Raw genomic sequence first — 14,752 nt, forward strand, 5'->3', positions numbered from 1 at the left:
TTACACAATAGACCGGCTAGCCCCTGATTCAAATGAGCTAGCCGGCTTTTTCTGTACAGAATTTTCTATGGGGAGCTGAAAATTGTATTACAAGTTCCTAAATCAATACAACCCCATTAGGTATCTCACTATTGATTAAAATTTCCAATTCCTTAACCCGTTGGACATGGTAGCTGGAATTTTGTAATAAAATTGAATCTACATACGCCGGATGGCACATCACTTCGACTGTTGTTTCGTCTGCCACATATTGCGGGAGTCTTTCAAAATAATTGGGCTGGATTGAATCTCCATAAAAATCCAGCAGACATATATCGGTAAAAGGTTTTATTTTAGGTAGTGTAAATAAACCATTTGTCCGAACTGGAAGATCATAATAGCTGGAAAGTCTTTGTATAACTGGAAGCAGTTGTGGCCAGGTGTGAACATGATGATGACTGTCTAAATGGGTGGGATAGAGGCCGCTAGCAAGAAACTTGTTGATTTGGGCATGCCATTCACGTTCCACTTCTTCTAGTTTCCAGGGTAACTCCCCTTTACTATTAGTAACTGCAGACAGCCGCAGAAAGGCACCTTTTTCATCAACAAGTGAAGGAACATTCTGACTAACAGGGTAGCCTCCAGTTAGGACCAGATGAATACCGACCCTTAATGTCGGATGAGTCTTTGCCAATCCGATGGCATGCTCAGTGCCAGGCATGTTCATCATCAAGGTGGTGGAGGTGACAATCCCATATAGATGGCTGTCTAAAATCCCATAGTTCACACCACGGCATAAACCAAAATCATCAGCGTTAACAGTCAATCTGATCATAAGTTGCTCCTATCTATGAAAAAGTTAGGCAGATAAGCTTTATGGACCTCCAGCATCTCATCTAAAATTTGCTTAGCTAACCGATCGGATCCAATGAGAGGGTTGATGGTCAACGCAAGGTGTGCTTGGTTATAGTCTCCGTTGATTGCAGCATCTATGGTTATCCGTTCAAATGATTTGATAGTTTGCACAAGTCCTTGTACCGCAATAGGGAGTTCGCCGAATGCGATTGGCTTCGGGCCTTCTCTGGTAATGACACAGCTCACCTCCACGGCAGAGTCTGCAGGTATCCCCATAATAGCTCCATTGTTTCTTGTGTTTACCGGTTGTATGTCGCGTTTATCTGTGTAGATGGAATGGATTAGGCGGCAGGCTGCGTCGCTATAATAGGCACCGCCTCTTTGCTCCAGTTGAGGGGGCTTATCACATAATTCAGGGTCTTTGTATAGTTCAAACAAGGATTTTTCCAAGGATTTGACGACTTCCGCACGGGTACCGACATTTTTGCTTGCTTCCCAATCCTTTTCCAGCATGTCTTTTGTTTTATAATAATACGTATGGTATGGGCAAGGGAAGAGGTCAAGTGCTTTGAGAAACGCAGGTTCCCAGCCCATTGCATGGATATTTTTCATCGCTACAGTGTCTTTCCTCTCAGTCAGCAGGGACAACAGTCTTTCTTTTACACTGATGCCATCTACAAAAACATCTAAGCCATAAACAAGATGATTTAGGCCGGCAAAATCGATACGGAGACGGCTGGCATCCACACCTAGAATTTGGGCAGCACCCATCTCCATCCCGATAGGAACATTGCACAAACCTACTACTTTTTGAATGCGAGAGTGACGCAGAACAGCTTCTGTTATCATTCCCGCCGGATTGGTAAAATTAATAAGCCAGGCATCGGGGCAAAGGGATTCCATCTCCTCGCAGATTTCGAGTATGACGGGAATGGTGCGAAGAGCTTTGAAAAAGCCTCCTGCACCATTTGTTTCTTGACCAAGAACGCCATATTTCATTGGAATACGTTCATCCTTTGCTCTGGCCTCAAGCAATCCTACTCGAATTTGGGTGGTTACAAAGTCAGCATCTTTTAAGGCTTCCTTACGATCTAATGTTAGATGAACTTTTATTGGTAACCTCGCTTTTTCCACCATTCGTCTTGCCAAACTGCCGACTATCTCAAGCTTTTCTTTTCCTTCCTCTATATCTACAAGCCAGATTTCTTCTACAGGTAATTCGTGGTATCGTTTGATGAACCCTTCCATTAATTCAGGGGTATAGCTGGAACCGCCCCCAATCGTAACGATCTTCAATCCTTTATCTTTCATCGACTCCAACCTTTCTTAGCTGAGCTTTTGATACAATGCAATAAATTCTCTTGTTAAGTCTTTTACGGTGAGTGCATTCATTAGATGGTCTTGTGCGTGGACAAGCAAGATAGGTATATCATACTTATCGCCCCTTGCCTCCTCTTGTATCAATTCTGTTTGGTAACGATGAGCTTTCAGAAATTCCTCATCTGCATCTTCCATCAGCTCTGATGCTTTCTGGAATTCTCCTTTTTTTGCTTCCAAAAGTGCTTCCATCGCAAGACTACGAGCATTGCCACTGTGTAAGATCAGTTGAAAAGATAGATCATATAATTGTTCTTTTTTCATAGAGATGCCCCTAACATTTGATTAGTTTTTATCTTCTGATTTTTTATCTTCCGCTTTACCATTGAAATAAACGAATGGCAGATAGACCAGGATGGAAATGGCCAGGTTCACAATGGCAAGGACTGCACCGGAAATATGACCGCCAGTCGCAAGATATCCTCCGATTCCCGCTGGAGTAACCCATGGAATGCTTGCTGTAACGACCGGATGTACCAACCCCAGACTGATTGCACTATAAGCGACAATGGTCATAATGACAGGTGCCAGGATGAACGGAATCAACCAAATGGGATTCAATACAATTGGAAGCCCAAATAGAATAGGTTCATTGATTTGAAAAACTCCGGGCGGTGTCCCTAACGCAAGCAGTTGCTTATGGCGTCTTCTTGCTGTCAGGAACATTGCGATAATTAAGCCTAACGTCGCACCAGCTCCTCCTAAATACACGAAGGCGTCTAGGAATGGACCTGCCAGTACAGCATATTGATCTAATTCTGTTACCCCAGCTGCGTATAAATCGGTGTTTTTTGTTCCGGTGGAGGTGAACAGAGGGGTTGTAATTCCACCAAGAATATTCGTTCCATGTAAGCCGACCGCCCAGAAAACATGAACTAAAAAGACGATGAGTACCGCGAAAAATGGGGTGTCCACTGCATTAGTGAGGGGAGAAACCAGGACGGTGTTTAGCCAATCATTTAAAGGATCGCCATCCGAAAACATACGGAACAGTAGTCCGATGATGCCGAACGTTAAAATAGTAAATATTCCAGGAATCAGTTTTGCAAATGCACCGGATACAGCAGGCGGAACACCATCTGGCAACTTGATTCGGAAGGCTTTTACCCGGGTGAATCTAATGAAGACTTCTGTGGCGAGTAATGCAACGATGATTCCTGTAAATAGGGAAGTAGAATTAAAATAGCCGAAATGGATAAAGCCCCAGGCACCTTCTGTTTCAGGAACCTTTCCAATTTGAGGAACAAAAATAAAGAAACATGCTGCAGCGATAAGCATCGCTTCAAAACCGTCATCTCCGTATGACTTTGCTAGTTTGTGAGAAATTCCAAACACAGCAAAAATGGTCATGAATGCAAATGTTGCCCACCAAATGTCTCCTCCGAGAGTGGTCCAAGATGGTCCGAAAATGGCCTCCATCATTCTTCCGTACGGCTTAATAATGGAACCAAGATTATTTAGTAGGACAGCGAACGACCCTATCATAGTAATGGCAATCATTCCGATTAACGCGTCCCTCACCGCAAGAAGATGACGATTGTTCCCTAGTTTAACTGCAGAAGGCATGATATATTTTTCTAAGAAGTTTCTCACCTATTTATCCCCCTTTATAAGTGCAATCGCTTGATTCAATACTTCCTCCCCATTACATAATCCGTAATGCATTGGGTTGATCGCTTCAACAGGAATTCTTCCCTGCACATCTTTTTGGAGTTGCGCAATCAAATACCTGACTTGCGGGCCAACAAGAAGTACATCTGCCTGCTCTAAATGATTTTTGACCTCTGAACTGCCTACTGCCCAAATCTTGCAATCTATTCCTTTTTCAGCAACACTTTTTTCCATCTTTGTCACAAGTAGACTTGTTGACATTCCAGCAGAACAGCATAATAAGATATTCATTTTTCCCCCTCCTTATAGTTCGTTATTAATGGTGCAAGAAATTAAAGCGGTTTCATTTTTTCTGCTATCAGCTCCTTTCAGGGTATATTTGAGAATGGATTTGGTGCTAAAACTTTGTAGTAATAAATATATGTACTAGTAAGACAAATATTATTTGTCATGACAAATTATTTTGGAGGGTAATAATAATGACGGAAAAAGAAGAGAGCCCCTTACATATAAAAGTAAAGCAGATGATTTTAAAAAAGATTAAATCAGGGGTATATAAATCTGATACAAAACTACCGACCGAGGCAGAATTCTGTCATACATTTAAAGTAAGCAGGACTACGGTCAGAACGGCGCTTCAGCAACTGGCGGTAGAGGGTTATGTGTATAAACAACAAGGAAGTGGCACCTTTGTATCAGGAAAAAAGGTAAAACAAAAGCTTACTTCCACTGTGGAAAGTTTCTCTGAACAGATTACATTGCAAGGTAAAAACCCATCTATAAAAGTGTTAAGTTTAGAAGTTATCCCTGTGGATCATTTTTTGGGAGAAGTATTTGCCTTAAAGACCGGTGATCCTGTCAATAAGTTGGAGAGAATACGGAGTGTCAATGGAGAGCCCCTTCAATACGAGGTAGCTTTCCTACCTTGGAAAAAGACCCCAGGATTGAATATAAAAGCATGTGAAAAATCTCTATATAATGTGCTGCAAAAAGAGCATGGGCATTTTATCAAAAAAACGATAGAATATCTTGAAATCGTGACTGTTACTAAAGAAGTGCAAAAAATACTAGAGATACCATTAGGTTCTCCGTGCTTTTCCTTAGAAACCTACGCTTATCTTGAAGATGAAACGGTTATAGAATACTCTAAAACCATTTTTAGAGGGGATATGGCCAACTTCGTAATAGAAAGGAATTATTGAGACCTGTGTTAATTTCCTACAGGCATATTGCTACTTTACAAGGGGGTTACAACAACATTACACTTTCAATTCTCATCAAATTCTCATCCCACCAACACCAATATTTAGGTAGTATAAAAGAGAGACTCAAAATCAGGCATTTCGTCTAAAATAAATCTAGATCCCACACGTAAGGTGGAGGTGCAACCATGTGCAGAGTATTAATAATAGAAGACGAAAAGAATCTTGCTCGCTTTATTGAGCTAGAATTACAATATGAAGGTTTTAACGTTGCCACATCCTATGATGGGCGAGAGGGGCTTGATCTTGCCTTAAAAGAAGATTGGGATATTATCTTGCTAGATCTGATGCTACCTGGACTTAGCGGGATGGAGGTTTGCCGAAGAATACGTGCAGCCAAAGAAACTCCTATCATTATGTTGACTGCAAGGGACAGTGTAATGGATAAAGTATCAGGACTTGATAGCGGCGCAGATGATTATATGTCCAAACCCTTTGCCATTGAGGAACTTTTGGCAAGGATCCGTGCACTTTTTCGCCGCATGGAAGGGAAAAAGGAAGAGGCACACAATATCTTGTCTTTTAGGGAACTGAAAGTAGACTTAGATGCAAGAACTGTCACGAGGACGGAAGAACAGATTGAACTGACAAAGAGGGAATTTGACCTTCTTGTCGTGTTTATGACCAATATTAACAGAGTGCTGACAAGAGAGCTTTTACTAGATAAAGTATGGGAGCTTGGGTCCTATGCCGAAACCAATGTTGTGGATGTATATGTCCGTTATTTGCGCAATAAGATTGATAAACCAAGTGAAGAAAGCTACATCCAAACAGTGCGAGGGACAGGTTACGTGATGAGAAAATGAATCAGTTTCAGAGGTATATAAAACAACTGCCGATTAGGTGGAAAATAACTATATGGTCCTCCTTGGTACTATTCGTTCTTTTCGTAGCATACAACTCTGTTCAATATTATGTGATGAGAACATGGATGATTGAACAAGAAGAACGCAATATACAGGAAAAAATGAATGAAATTCAAGCATATTTCTCGGAGCAACCTTTTTTTGTAGGTAGGACGGAAATAGTAAATAGCAGCGGTTTTATCGAGAAAGTAAATGAAGCGAATGAACTTATCCGTGTCATTGATAAAGATGGAACTCTTCTGGTTGCAGTTGCAACAAATCTCCCTCGAGAATTACTTATTACTCCAGTAGAAAGCAAAAACCTGGAGCATGTGAAGGTAAATGGAAAACATTATCTCATTCATCGAAAACCTGTGATTACCAATGGGTTTATTGGGTACATAGAAATTATTAGAGACTTAAAGAATTATGAACGACTTCGAGGGTTGATTTTCCTTGTCACCTGGTCTGCCGGTGCCGGAGCGATTCTTTTGAGTGGAGTCGGTGGTATGCTTATTGCCAAACAGCTCCTCGCTCCAATTCAAGCGCTCACAGATACGATGAAGCGGATTAAGATGCGCGGCTTTAAAGAACGGGTGCGGCAAGATAAAAATCAAAAGGATGAAATAGCAGACCTTTCCAATGTTTTTAATGAAATGATGGATGATGTGGAGATTTCTTTCCAAAAACAAAAACAATTTGTGGAGGATGCCTCTCATGAACTGAGAACCCCAATCTCTATTTTAGAGGGACATCTTAAACTGCTCAACCGATGGGGGAAAAATGACCCTGAGGTGCTGGAAGAATCATTGAAGGCATCCCAACAGGAAGTAGAAAGGCTCAAAATGCTCGTCTATGAACTGTTGGAACTTACCCGTCTGGAATCCGACCGATTGGAATTAGCTGAGGACTTCATTGAGCCGGTCCATGTTGTGGAAGATGTTGTGAAGAAATTCACTTTGCTATATCCATCTCTGACATTCAAATATGAAAATTCCTTAAAAAGTGAAATGAAAGTAGCGATTGCAGAAAGGCACTTGGAACAGGTGCTTATCATCTTACTGGACAATGCGGTGAAATACTCTAACGGATCTACAACTGTGGAAATTGTTACAGAACAAATACAAGATCACTTTGCTTTATCCATAAAAGATTACGGCATCGGTATCCCAAAAGAGGATCTGGAAAAAGTCTTTGATCGTTTTTATAGAGTGGATAAAGCACGGAGCAGAGAAAAAGGTGGTCAAGGTCTTGGTCTGTCCATCGCAAAGAGGATGGTGAATAATTATAAAGGAACCATTTCAGCGGACAGTGAGGAAGGCGAATGGACAATTATTACGGTTAAGTTAAACGGTGTTATAGAAGAAATAACACAACAAGAGTAGCACAACGAAAATTTCTCATCATATTCTCATTTTTCTTTAAGATTACTTTCATTCTTATAGGGTTTAATAGAAGTAGATAAAAAATAATGAGGTGAACCAAGTATGGGTTATTATGACGATCATGTAACTCAAAAGAGAACAAGAAAAGAAAAGAGCTTCGGGAAAGTAGTGTTTGCAGCTGTGACTGGAGGAGTTGTTGGAGCGCTTGGAATAGTGGCGATGTTACCTGTCCTTTTAGATTGGGGATTTTATATGGATAACAATGAGGCGGGTACTTCGGAAACAGCTCCAATGAGTGTGGAAACCAACTCGGTTGTTCAAACAGACCAGGTGGAATACGAAAAAATACAAACAAATATAACAAATGCGGTAGAAAACGTTTCTGAAGCTGTTGTTGGGGTAGTTAATATACAAAGAGGCGGAAATTCCCTATTCGACCCACGCGGTGGACAGGGAGATCAAGAGGCAGGAACCGGCTCGGGTGTTGTTTACAAAAAGGAGAACGGCAAAGCCTATATTGTAACTAACGCACATGTTATTGACGGAGCGTCAAAAGTGGAAGTAAGTCTTGTGGATGGAACAAGAGTAGAAGCGGAAGTTGTAGGCAGTGATGCTCTAACGGATTTAGCCGTATTAACGGTGGATGATGCAAACATCAAACAAGTTGCAAAATTCGGTGACTCTGATGCAATCACGCTTGGAGAACCGGTCATTGCTATTGGAAATCCATTAGGACTTGAATTTTTTGGATCTGTGACTCAAGGGATCATAAGTGGAAAAGAGCGGATTATTCCCGTTGATATAGATCAAAATGGCCAACCAGACTGGGAGGCAGATGTTATTCAAACAGATGCAGCCATTAATCCAGGTAACAGTGGTGGAGCACTTGTAAATCTTCGTGGTGAAGTCATAGGTATCAACTCCATGAAAATAGCTCAATCAAGAGTTGAGGGTATAGGATTTGCCATTCCAATCCGTGCTGTTCAACCAATCATTGAGGATCTTGAAAAACATAAAGAAGTACAAAGACCGTTTATGGGAGTGGGCTTGGCTTCACTTTCAGATGTTCCTCTTGAAGCACAAAGGTCTACTTTGAAGCTTTCGGAAGATGTGAAAAGTGGAATTGTCGTGACAGGAGTAGAACCGACTTCCCCTGCGGATAAAGCAGGTCTTAAACAATACGATGTTATCGTAAAACTAGATGACCAAGAAATAAAGGACGCACTTGGTTTAAGAAAATTCCTTTATAGCCAAAAGAATATCGGCGATACAATGAAAGTTACCTATTATCGTGATGGTAAATTAGAAGAAACAGAAATGAAACTAGTGAAGCAAATGTTCTAGAAGGATATGAAGATTAAATATGTATGTGTGAAAGTCCAATAATCTAATGAATAGAGGGATGAAAACATGCAAAAGACTGTTGAAAAAGCAAAAAAAGGAATCGATGTTAGGAAAATTGTTGATAAGTACAAAGCTAAAGGAATTAAGGTAGAAGTTGTAAAACCAAGGTTAGATCTAATTAAAGGCTTAAGCCCACAATAACTATATATACTCCCCCCCTTAAATATATATAGGCGACCTGTTATCAAGTTTGGTAACTGGTCGCCTTTTGTGTTTGTATTATAGTATTTTTAGCCAAATTAAAAAACCGGACACTTGTCACGGTTTTAAAAGGGGGAATTCTTTTATTTTGTAATTAATTCTTGAACCATGTATTTTTGATAGATGTGAATGATTTCTTCATCATCCATTCCTAGAACATCTTCACGCAGGTGGCCTTTGTTAGTCAATGTTTGTTCTACACTTTCACGTTCCATGTCCGTTAAAAAGTATCTCTTTGAAACTATCATCTTCAAGCACCTCGTTTGTTTTTTAGTATTTAATAATAGTATTCCCAGTTTAGTAGAATAATATACATTAAATCTAAAAAAACCGAAAAAAATTCTGAAATTACTCAAACTCCGCTGTTGATTTCCGCAAATGGCTTCGCTTTCCTAGGGGCGCTGCTGGAGTCTCCTAGGAAAGCCTGTGGGGTCTCCACCTAGCACTATCTCCCTCAGGAGTCTTCGCCTTTTGCTCCAATCAACAGCTGTAAATCATTATAAACCGCAGAAGTCTCGCGTCTTTCACTCCAACCAGCAAGGTGGATTTGTTCATACTTAGTGTTACTGCTTTTCTATATATTCAAATAGAAAGGATTGGCCGTTTCGGTAGAATCTTGGGTCGTAGATGCCGAGTCTTTCTTGGTCATCGACAATGACGACGAAGGGAGACCATTCGTATAAGGTTTTTGCTTCTGGCACTTCGGCAAATAGTGTGTCCAAGTCGGCTTCTTCTGCTGACTTTAAGGTGTATTGCAATTTAGGGCTAGTGAATAGTGCGTCGTCAAAGATTTCCACTGTATGTTCATTTCTACCTATCACAGAAAAATGCCATGGGAGGAAGCTTGCAGACAGTGCCACTTGCTCGTATTTATCTTCATATTGCTTGTACAACAGATATCCCTGGCCTGTTTGGATGGCAACATGGGCAATAATCAATATCCATACTAATCGATAAAGTTGATGTCTTTCTTTATTCCATAGTTTTCTCGAGAAAAAGGCAATGGCAATAATTGTCCAGATGACAAAATCCACAATAGGGATTGTCCCAAAGGTTACTCTTATGGAGGAAAAGGGTTCTAGATAGCCGGTTCCCCATGCATTGAATAAGTCTGCTGTGTTATGTATGAATACAGCAATGAGTGGTACAAAGAGAAAGCGCCAATCTTTTCTTTTTAAAAACCAGATACTGAGTAAAAAGAAGAGCAATGCCCAAATCGGAACCATAAACAGGGAGTGAGTAATCCCTCTGTGCCACATTTGATACATGCCTTCTGTGTCCCAGAGGCTTGAGATAACATCACTGTCAGGAATTTGGCTTGCCCCAACAGCTGTGACAAACATTGCTATTTTAGTCTTTTTGTCATCCTGACGCTTATCCACTGCGCCGAATATGGTCATCCCAAAAAGTGTGTGGGTAATGGTATCCACGGTATGCCACCTCATTGTATGTCTATTTCTTTTTTTATTTTACCTTATTAAGGGGAAATAAAAAAAGAAACAACCTTCTTGAGGCTGCTTCATTTTGCGTTTATGGATTCATTTTCTTCTATCGGCTCTGGAGGCAGAGGATCGATTTCTATGGCGTCTTTTTTGTTAAGTCCTAGTGAGACATTGTAGAGAAAGATGCCCATCAGTAAGAATAATAATAAGACAAATCCTATGGTTGCTGCGTATAGAAAAAACATGCTTATCCCCCCTCTGTACACTTATATGCATAAGAGGGAAAGGCTAGTACTATGATTGTTTCGTTTTAACAAGTTGATTTCAGTTTCAGGCGCTTCGCTTATCCGAAGGGCGGTCCGGGACCCTCCTCGACTTCGTCTGCGGGGTCTCCCCTGTCCCTTCCTCCCGCGGGCGTCTGCACGCCTTCCACTACAATCAACTGGGTTATTGCATTATATTTTCAACAAAAAACACCTACCGAAGTAAGTGCTTTGTAAATCGTATTATTGTTTGCGCAGGTTGCCGAGTTCTTCTGCGATTGCTTGCATTTCGTTGGGACTGAATGATGGTTTTCTCATGACAAGTTCATAAATATCTTTTAGTTCTTCATACATTTCTTCATCAAAGTGTGAAGGCTTGATGGCTCCAAGGTTTAATACTTTTAGTTTTCCTTTAATGGCTTCGATCATATATTCTACATTTTCAGTTGATTTTTCTGTTAAGTTCATCTGAACCGTCCTTTCGTACAGAAGCTTTTCTTTATTTTATCATGAATGAGGAAAAAACAGTATCTTCTTCTGGAAACTAGGGTATTAAACCATTACAAGATTCGTGAAAGTTTCAAAATATGTTTATAATAAGAATAAGTATAATGGAAGAAGTAATTAAAAGAAAAAACGATATGGATAGGAGAGAGGACAATATGGGGAACAGAAATAAATTAGTGGATGGAATGTTGATAGGGGCGCTTATTGGAGGGGCCATTTCTTTATTAGATAAAAATACAAGAACCACTTTCATACATAATGGCAAGTGTGTTGGTGGAAAATTAAAGTATGCGATACAGCATCCACAGGAAATTGCTGATTCAGTTCGTCATCAAATTGAATCTGTTAAAACAACGGTGGAAGATGTAACTAATGATATTGATTATCTTCGTTCTAAAGTGAATGAGTTAAAAGAAACAACACCGCAGATGCTTGAAATAATTTCTGAAACAAAAGAGGTCATTACCAAGCATTTGGATTCAGCAGAGCGCAAAAATAAATACTTGTCGTAAGGTGGACTTGCTCACAATAGAATAGAGTAAATGAGTCGTGCTGGAGGAGAGTGAATGGGAATATTACGTTTTGGAAAACAGCTGTTTCATCGCCTGGATCGGAATGAAGCATTGGGAATGTCAGCAGAGTTAGCGTACTTTTTCTTATTATCTCTTTTTCCGTTTTTAATTTTTTTGCTTACGTTGATTGCCTATGTGCCGATTACACAGGAAGATGTGTTAGGAGTGATTCACCAATATGCTCCTGGAGATACGATGCTTCTAATTGAATCAAATGTATCGCGGATACTGAATGAACAACGTGGGGATCTATTGTCATTTGGTATTATTGCAACGATTTGGTTCGCTTCCAATGGAATTAATGCGATTGTTCGGGCATTTAATCGAGCTTTTGATGTAAATGAGAACAGACATTTTTTTATTGTAAGGGGCACGGCAATCTTGTTGACCCTTGCGATGGTTTTTGTCATTATTGTGGCGCTATTATTGCCTGTTTTCGGTAGGGAAATCGGGTTGTTCATTTTTTCTTCCTACGGTCTTTCTGAAGAATTCCTCACCATTTGGAATACCATCAGGTGGGGAGTGAGCTTTGTCATTTTGTTTTTTGTTTTTACCTGTTTGTATTTAGCTGCACCAAACATCAGGTTGCATTTGAAAGATGTTCTTGCAGGTTCTTTTTTTGCAACGATTGGCTGGATGTCCGTGTCGGTGTTGTTTTCCTATTATGTGAGCAACTTTGGGAACTATACAGCGATGTATGGGAGTCTTGGAGGGATCATTGTTTTGTTGGTGTGGTTTTACCTTTCCGGCCTAATGATAATCATTGGTGGAGAAATCAATGCAATCTTGCTGCAATGGAAGAAAAGCTTTGTACGATAAAAATTTCCAGAAAACTTTTTTAAGCAAAAGGGAAATCTATTGTTGAAAGACACTCTAACCAAATCGGAGGGAACTTTCATGACAAAGCATACGAAAAAAGACGGCGGTACAAAACAAAACTCCAAGCACAAACCGAAGAACAAAACTTCAGGTAGTGCAAACGGGCAAAATGGCTACCACTAGATAGCAAAAAGCAGCGAGGTTATGTACCCGCTGCTTTTTACATTGTAGTATTTATCTCAATAACCTTAACCCATTTAAGATTACGAGTATGGTGCTTCCTTCATGGCCGATGACTCCGAATGGGAGATCAATGAACTGAAGGAAATTGGAGCTGATCAGAAGCATGATAACGGTAATGGAAAAAATGACATTTTGTTTGATGATTTTATTCATCCGTTTTGAAAGTTTAATGGCCTCGGCAATTTTAACTAGGTCATTTTTCATCAGAACCACATCAGCGGTTTCTAATGCTACATCTGTTCCTTCTCCCATGGCTATGCCTACGTTTGCTGTTGCAAGTGCGGGAGCATCATTGATCCCGTCACCAACCATACCGACAATGTTATATTCCTCTTTTAAATTTTTCACCGTTTCTACTTTTGTCTCCGGCAAGCATTCTGCAACATACTTTCCAATAGCGGCCTGTTTTGCAATTGCCGCGGCTGTGCGTTCGCTATCACCCGTAATCATAATGGTTTGAACGTGAAGAGCTTGCAGTTGCTTAATGGCTTCCACGGTTTCTTTGCGGATAACATCTTTTAAAGAAAGGATGCCGACAATTCCAGCGTCATCACTTACGTAAACCACCGTTTTGCCTTCATTGGTAAAGGTTTCTGCAACTCCATTTCCAAATAATTTGGCAGCATCTGTACCAACAAAATCGGCCTTTCCAACAAGATATTCTTTTTCGTGAAGATTACCCTTTACTCCCCAGCCGGCCTTGTCGTCCAATTGATCAGGACGCTGTAGCGGTTTAGGGCTGTTCTTTTTGGCGTAAGCAGTGATAGCTTGTGCCAAGGGGTGGTTAGAATAACTTTCAATAGAGCCAACGATATAGATAAATTCTTCTTGTGTGATATCTTCACGTACGATCACATCTGTCACTTCTGGCTTTCCTTTAGTTAGCGTGCCTGTTTTATCAAATGCGATGGCTTGCAGGTGGCTTAAGTTTTCAAGGTGCACGCCTCCTTTAAACAAGATTCCTTTGCGTGCCCCGTTGGAGATGGCCGATAATGTTGCGGGCATAATGGAAGCAACAAGTGCACAAGGAGAAGCAACTACAAGTAAAATCATCGCTCTGTAAAATGTTTCGTTCCAACTCCATCCCAACAGGAAATGAGGAAGGACCATCATGACTGCGACAACGCCAAGGACTATTTTTACATAGGGCCCTTCAAAACGTTCTAAAAATTGTTGAGAAGGGGACTTTTCACTTTGTGCATTTTGGACAAGATTAATAATTTTTTGGAACAAGGTTTCTGTAGATAGTTTTGTGACCTCAACCACTATGGAGCCATTAACGTTCATGGTCCCCGCATAGACACCATCGCCTTGTTTTTTCTCAAGAGGGATGGATTCACCAGTGATGGCAGCTTCATCTATTGCGGATTCCCCTCGGACAATGTTCCCATCGGTGGGTATACGCTCACCAGGCTTTACAAGTACGTGATCACCGATGGCAAGTTCGGAAATATGTACCCTTTCTTCCTTGTCAGCGGTAATTCTTAAAGCTTCCTCAGGCTGAATATCCATGAGGGCTGAAATTTCTTTTTGACTTCGGTTCATCGTGTAAGTTTCCAAAGCGCCACTTAATGCAAAAATAAAAATAAGAATTGCACCTTCCATCCAGTACCCAATGATGGCCGCACCAATGGCCGCAATGATCATCAGCATTTCCACATTCAGCTCTTTTTCTTCTATAGTATCCTGAATGCCTTCTTTCGCTTTATAATATCCGCCGATCAAAAAAGCGAGAATAAAGATAGGAACCGCAGCTGTCTGAACATCAAACTTTAAAAGGAGCCATCCTGTAAAAATAAGAATTCCTGAGATAATAGCAAAAATAAGTTCAATATGAGTGGTGAACCTATTAAAAAGTGAATCTTTCTGTGGATTTTCTGTCATTTCTTTCATACAATAGACCTCCTAATTGAGAAAAATAATCAACATCATTAGCCTTATTAAATGACGAAAGCTGCCATCTATGGTGATAGCAGCAATACTTTAT

The 14,752-nt window shown here is 40.5% G+C and carries 17 protein-coding genes; 7 read left to right on the top strand and 10 right to left on the bottom strand.

Annotation, left to right across the window (positions count from 1 at the left end; all coding sequences use genetic code 11):
* Positions 1 to 97: 97 nt before the first annotated feature.
* From chbG to B4U37_RS04270, 5 genes are read right to left on the bottom strand one after another with little or no spacing between them, the layout of a single operon-like run.
* A complete protein-coding gene (gene chbG / locus B4U37_RS04250) occupies positions 98 to 814 on the bottom strand; it encodes a chitin disaccharide deacetylase (protein ID WP_088017227.1) in 717 nt (238 codons plus the stop codon).
* Positions 811 to 2,145: a 6-phospho-beta-glucosidase gene (locus B4U37_RS04255; protein WP_088017228.1), complete on the bottom strand. Its 1,335-nt coding sequence runs from the start codon at positions 2,143 to 2,145 to the stop codon at positions 811 to 813. The genes chbG and B4U37_RS04255 overlap by 4 nt, the downstream gene beginning before the upstream one ends.
* Positions 2,146 to 2,160: 15 nt before the next feature.
* Complete coding sequence (locus tag B4U37_RS04260; protein ID WP_088017229.1) at positions 2,161 to 2,475, bottom strand: PTS sugar transporter subunit IIA; 315 nt, start codon at positions 2,473 to 2,475, stop codon at positions 2,161 to 2,163.
* A gap of 21 nt (positions 2,476 to 2,496) precedes the next feature.
* The gene (locus B4U37_RS04265) at positions 2,497 to 3,804 is read right to left on the bottom strand and encodes a PTS sugar transporter subunit IIC (RefSeq protein WP_088017230.1); all 1,308 of its coding nucleotides are present in this window, start codon (positions 3,802 to 3,804) and stop codon (positions 2,497 to 2,499) included.
* Positions 3,805 to 4,113, bottom strand: coding sequence for a PTS sugar transporter subunit IIB (locus B4U37_RS04270; RefSeq protein ID WP_088017231.1), 309 nt, complete (start codon positions 4,111 to 4,113; stop codon positions 3,805 to 3,807). It lies immediately after the preceding gene.
* A 188-nt stretch (positions 4,114 to 4,301) separates the two neighbouring features.
* On the opposite strand from B4U37_RS04270, the gene B4U37_RS04275 reads away from it, so the two are divergent.
* The 5 genes from B4U37_RS04275 (at position 4,302) to B4U37_RS22535 (ending at position 8,859) form a co-directional block, all read left to right on the top strand.
* Positions 4,302 to 5,024: a GntR family transcriptional regulator gene (locus B4U37_RS04275; protein ID WP_088017232.1), complete on the top strand. Its 723-nt coding sequence runs from the start codon at positions 4,302 to 4,304 to the stop codon at positions 5,022 to 5,024.
* Positions 5,025 to 5,212: 188 nt separating this feature from the next.
* Complete coding sequence (locus B4U37_RS04280; protein WP_088017233.1) at positions 5,213 to 5,890, top strand: response regulator transcription factor; 678 nt, start codon at positions 5,213 to 5,215, stop codon at positions 5,888 to 5,890.
* Between the two features lie 62 nt (positions 5,891 to 5,952).
* Positions 5,953 to 7,314, top strand: a complete 1,362-nt coding sequence (locus B4U37_RS04285; RefSeq protein ID WP_198317082.1) for a HAMP domain-containing sensor histidine kinase — start codon at positions 5,953 to 5,955, stop codon at positions 7,312 to 7,314.
* A 102-nt stretch (positions 7,315 to 7,416) separates the two neighbouring features.
* Entirely contained in the window at positions 7,417 to 8,658 is a 1,242-nt protein-coding gene (locus tag B4U37_RS04290) for a S1C family serine protease (protein ID WP_088017235.1), read from the top strand.
* 66 nt (positions 8,659 to 8,724) lie between these two features.
* Entirely contained in the window at positions 8,725 to 8,859 is a 135-nt protein-coding gene (locus B4U37_RS22535) for a hypothetical protein (protein WP_010191666.1), read from the top strand.
* A 143-nt stretch (positions 8,860 to 9,002) separates the two neighbouring features.
* Here B4U37_RS22535 and B4U37_RS21845 read toward each other — a convergent pair whose 3' ends face one another.
* The 4 genes from B4U37_RS21845 to B4U37_RS04300 all read right to left on the bottom strand — a co-directional run bounded on the left by B4U37_RS21845 (position 9,003) and on the right by B4U37_RS04300 (position 11,092).
* Positions 9,003 to 9,167 carry a hypothetical protein gene (locus B4U37_RS21845; RefSeq protein WP_010191665.1) on the bottom strand — a complete coding sequence of 55 codons (165 nt, stop codon included), beginning with the start codon at positions 9,165 to 9,167 and terminating at the stop codon, positions 9,003 to 9,005.
* Between the two features lie 315 nt (positions 9,168 to 9,482).
* Positions 9,483 to 10,349 carry a metal-dependent hydrolase gene (locus B4U37_RS04295; protein WP_088017236.1) on the bottom strand — a complete coding sequence of 289 codons (867 nt, stop codon included), beginning with the start codon at positions 10,347 to 10,349 and terminating at the stop codon, positions 9,483 to 9,485.
* A gap of 89 nt (positions 10,350 to 10,438) precedes the next feature.
* On the bottom strand, positions 10,439 to 10,606 hold the full coding sequence (locus tag B4U37_RS21850; protein ID WP_157663708.1) for a hypothetical protein: 168 nt from the start codon (positions 10,604 to 10,606) through the stop codon (positions 10,439 to 10,441).
* A gap of 261 nt (positions 10,607 to 10,867) precedes the next feature.
* Positions 10,868 to 11,092, bottom strand: a complete 225-nt coding sequence (locus tag B4U37_RS04300; protein ID WP_010191662.1) for a DUF1128 domain-containing protein — start codon at positions 11,090 to 11,092, stop codon at positions 10,868 to 10,870.
* A 194-nt stretch (positions 11,093 to 11,286) separates the two neighbouring features.
* Here B4U37_RS04300 and B4U37_RS04305 point away from each other — a divergent pair, with 194 nt between their 5' ends.
* Both B4U37_RS04305 and B4U37_RS04310 read left to right on the top strand, forming a co-directional pair.
* On the top strand, positions 11,287 to 11,643 hold the full coding sequence (locus B4U37_RS04305) for a YtxH domain-containing protein (protein WP_088017237.1): 357 nt from the start codon (positions 11,287 to 11,289) through the stop codon (positions 11,641 to 11,643).
* 54 nt (positions 11,644 to 11,697) lie between these two features.
* Positions 11,698 to 12,522: a YihY/virulence factor BrkB family protein gene (locus B4U37_RS04310; RefSeq protein ID WP_088017238.1), complete on the top strand. Its 825-nt coding sequence runs from the start codon at positions 11,698 to 11,700 to the stop codon at positions 12,520 to 12,522.
* A 234-nt stretch (positions 12,523 to 12,756) separates the two neighbouring features.
* On the opposite strand, the gene B4U37_RS04315 is transcribed toward B4U37_RS04310, so the two are convergent.
* Positions 12,757 to 14,658, bottom strand: coding sequence for a heavy metal translocating P-type ATPase (locus B4U37_RS04315; RefSeq protein WP_148966155.1), 1,902 nt, complete (start codon positions 14,656 to 14,658; stop codon positions 12,757 to 12,759).
* Positions 14,659 to 14,752 lie beyond the last annotated feature (94 nt).

The sequence above is a fragment of the Sutcliffiella horikoshii genome (assembly GCF_002157855.1).
In the GTDB taxonomy this organism is placed as follows: domain Bacteria; phylum Bacillota; class Bacilli; order Bacillales; family Bacillaceae_I; genus Sutcliffiella_A; species Sutcliffiella_A horikoshii_C.

Excerpts from the sequence above, each read along its gene's own strand:
- chbG (WP_088017227.1), bottom strand. The coding sequence starts at position 814 with ATGATCAGATTGACTGTTAACGCTGATGATTTTGGTTTATGCCGTGGT.
- B4U37_RS04255 (WP_088017228.1), bottom strand. The coding sequence starts at position 2,145 with ATGAAAGATAAAGGATTGAAGATCGTTACGATTGGGGGCGGTTCCAGC.
- B4U37_RS04260 (WP_088017229.1), bottom strand. The coding sequence starts at position 2,475 with ATGAAAAAAGAACAATTATATGATCTATCTTTTCAACTGATCTTACAC.
- B4U37_RS04270 (WP_088017231.1), bottom strand. The coding sequence starts at position 4,113 with ATGAATATCTTATTATGCTGTTCTGCTGGAATGTCAACAAGTCTACTT.
- B4U37_RS04275 (WP_088017232.1), top strand. The coding sequence starts at position 4,302 with ATGACGGAAAAAGAAGAGAGCCCCTTACATATAAAAGTAAAGCAGATG.
- B4U37_RS04280 (WP_088017233.1), top strand. The coding sequence starts at position 5,213 with ATGTGCAGAGTATTAATAATAGAAGACGAAAAGAATCTTGCTCGCTTT.
- B4U37_RS04290 (WP_088017235.1), top strand. The coding sequence starts at position 7,417 with ATGGGTTATTATGACGATCATGTAACTCAAAAGAGAACAAGAAAAGAA.
- B4U37_RS22535 (WP_010191666.1), top strand. The coding sequence starts at position 8,725 with ATGCAAAAGACTGTTGAAAAAGCAAAAAAAGGAATCGATGTTAGGAAA.
- B4U37_RS21845 (WP_010191665.1), bottom strand. The coding sequence starts at position 9,167 with ATGATAGTTTCAAAGAGATACTTTTTAACGGACATGGAACGTGAAAGT.
- B4U37_RS21850 (WP_157663708.1), bottom strand. The coding sequence starts at position 10,606 with ATGTTTTTTCTATACGCAGCAACCATAGGATTTGTCTTATTATTATTC.
- B4U37_RS04300 (WP_010191662.1), bottom strand. The coding sequence starts at position 11,092 with ATGAACTTAACAGAAAAATCAACTGAAAATGTAGAATATATGATCGAA.
- B4U37_RS04305 (WP_088017237.1), top strand. The coding sequence starts at position 11,287 with ATGGGGAACAGAAATAAATTAGTGGATGGAATGTTGATAGGGGCGCTT.
- B4U37_RS04310 (WP_088017238.1), top strand. The coding sequence starts at position 11,698 with ATGGGAATATTACGTTTTGGAAAACAGCTGTTTCATCGCCTGGATCGG.
- B4U37_RS04315 (WP_148966155.1), bottom strand. The coding sequence starts at position 14,658 with ATGAAAGAAATGACAGAAAATCCACAGAAAGATTCACTTTTTAATAGG.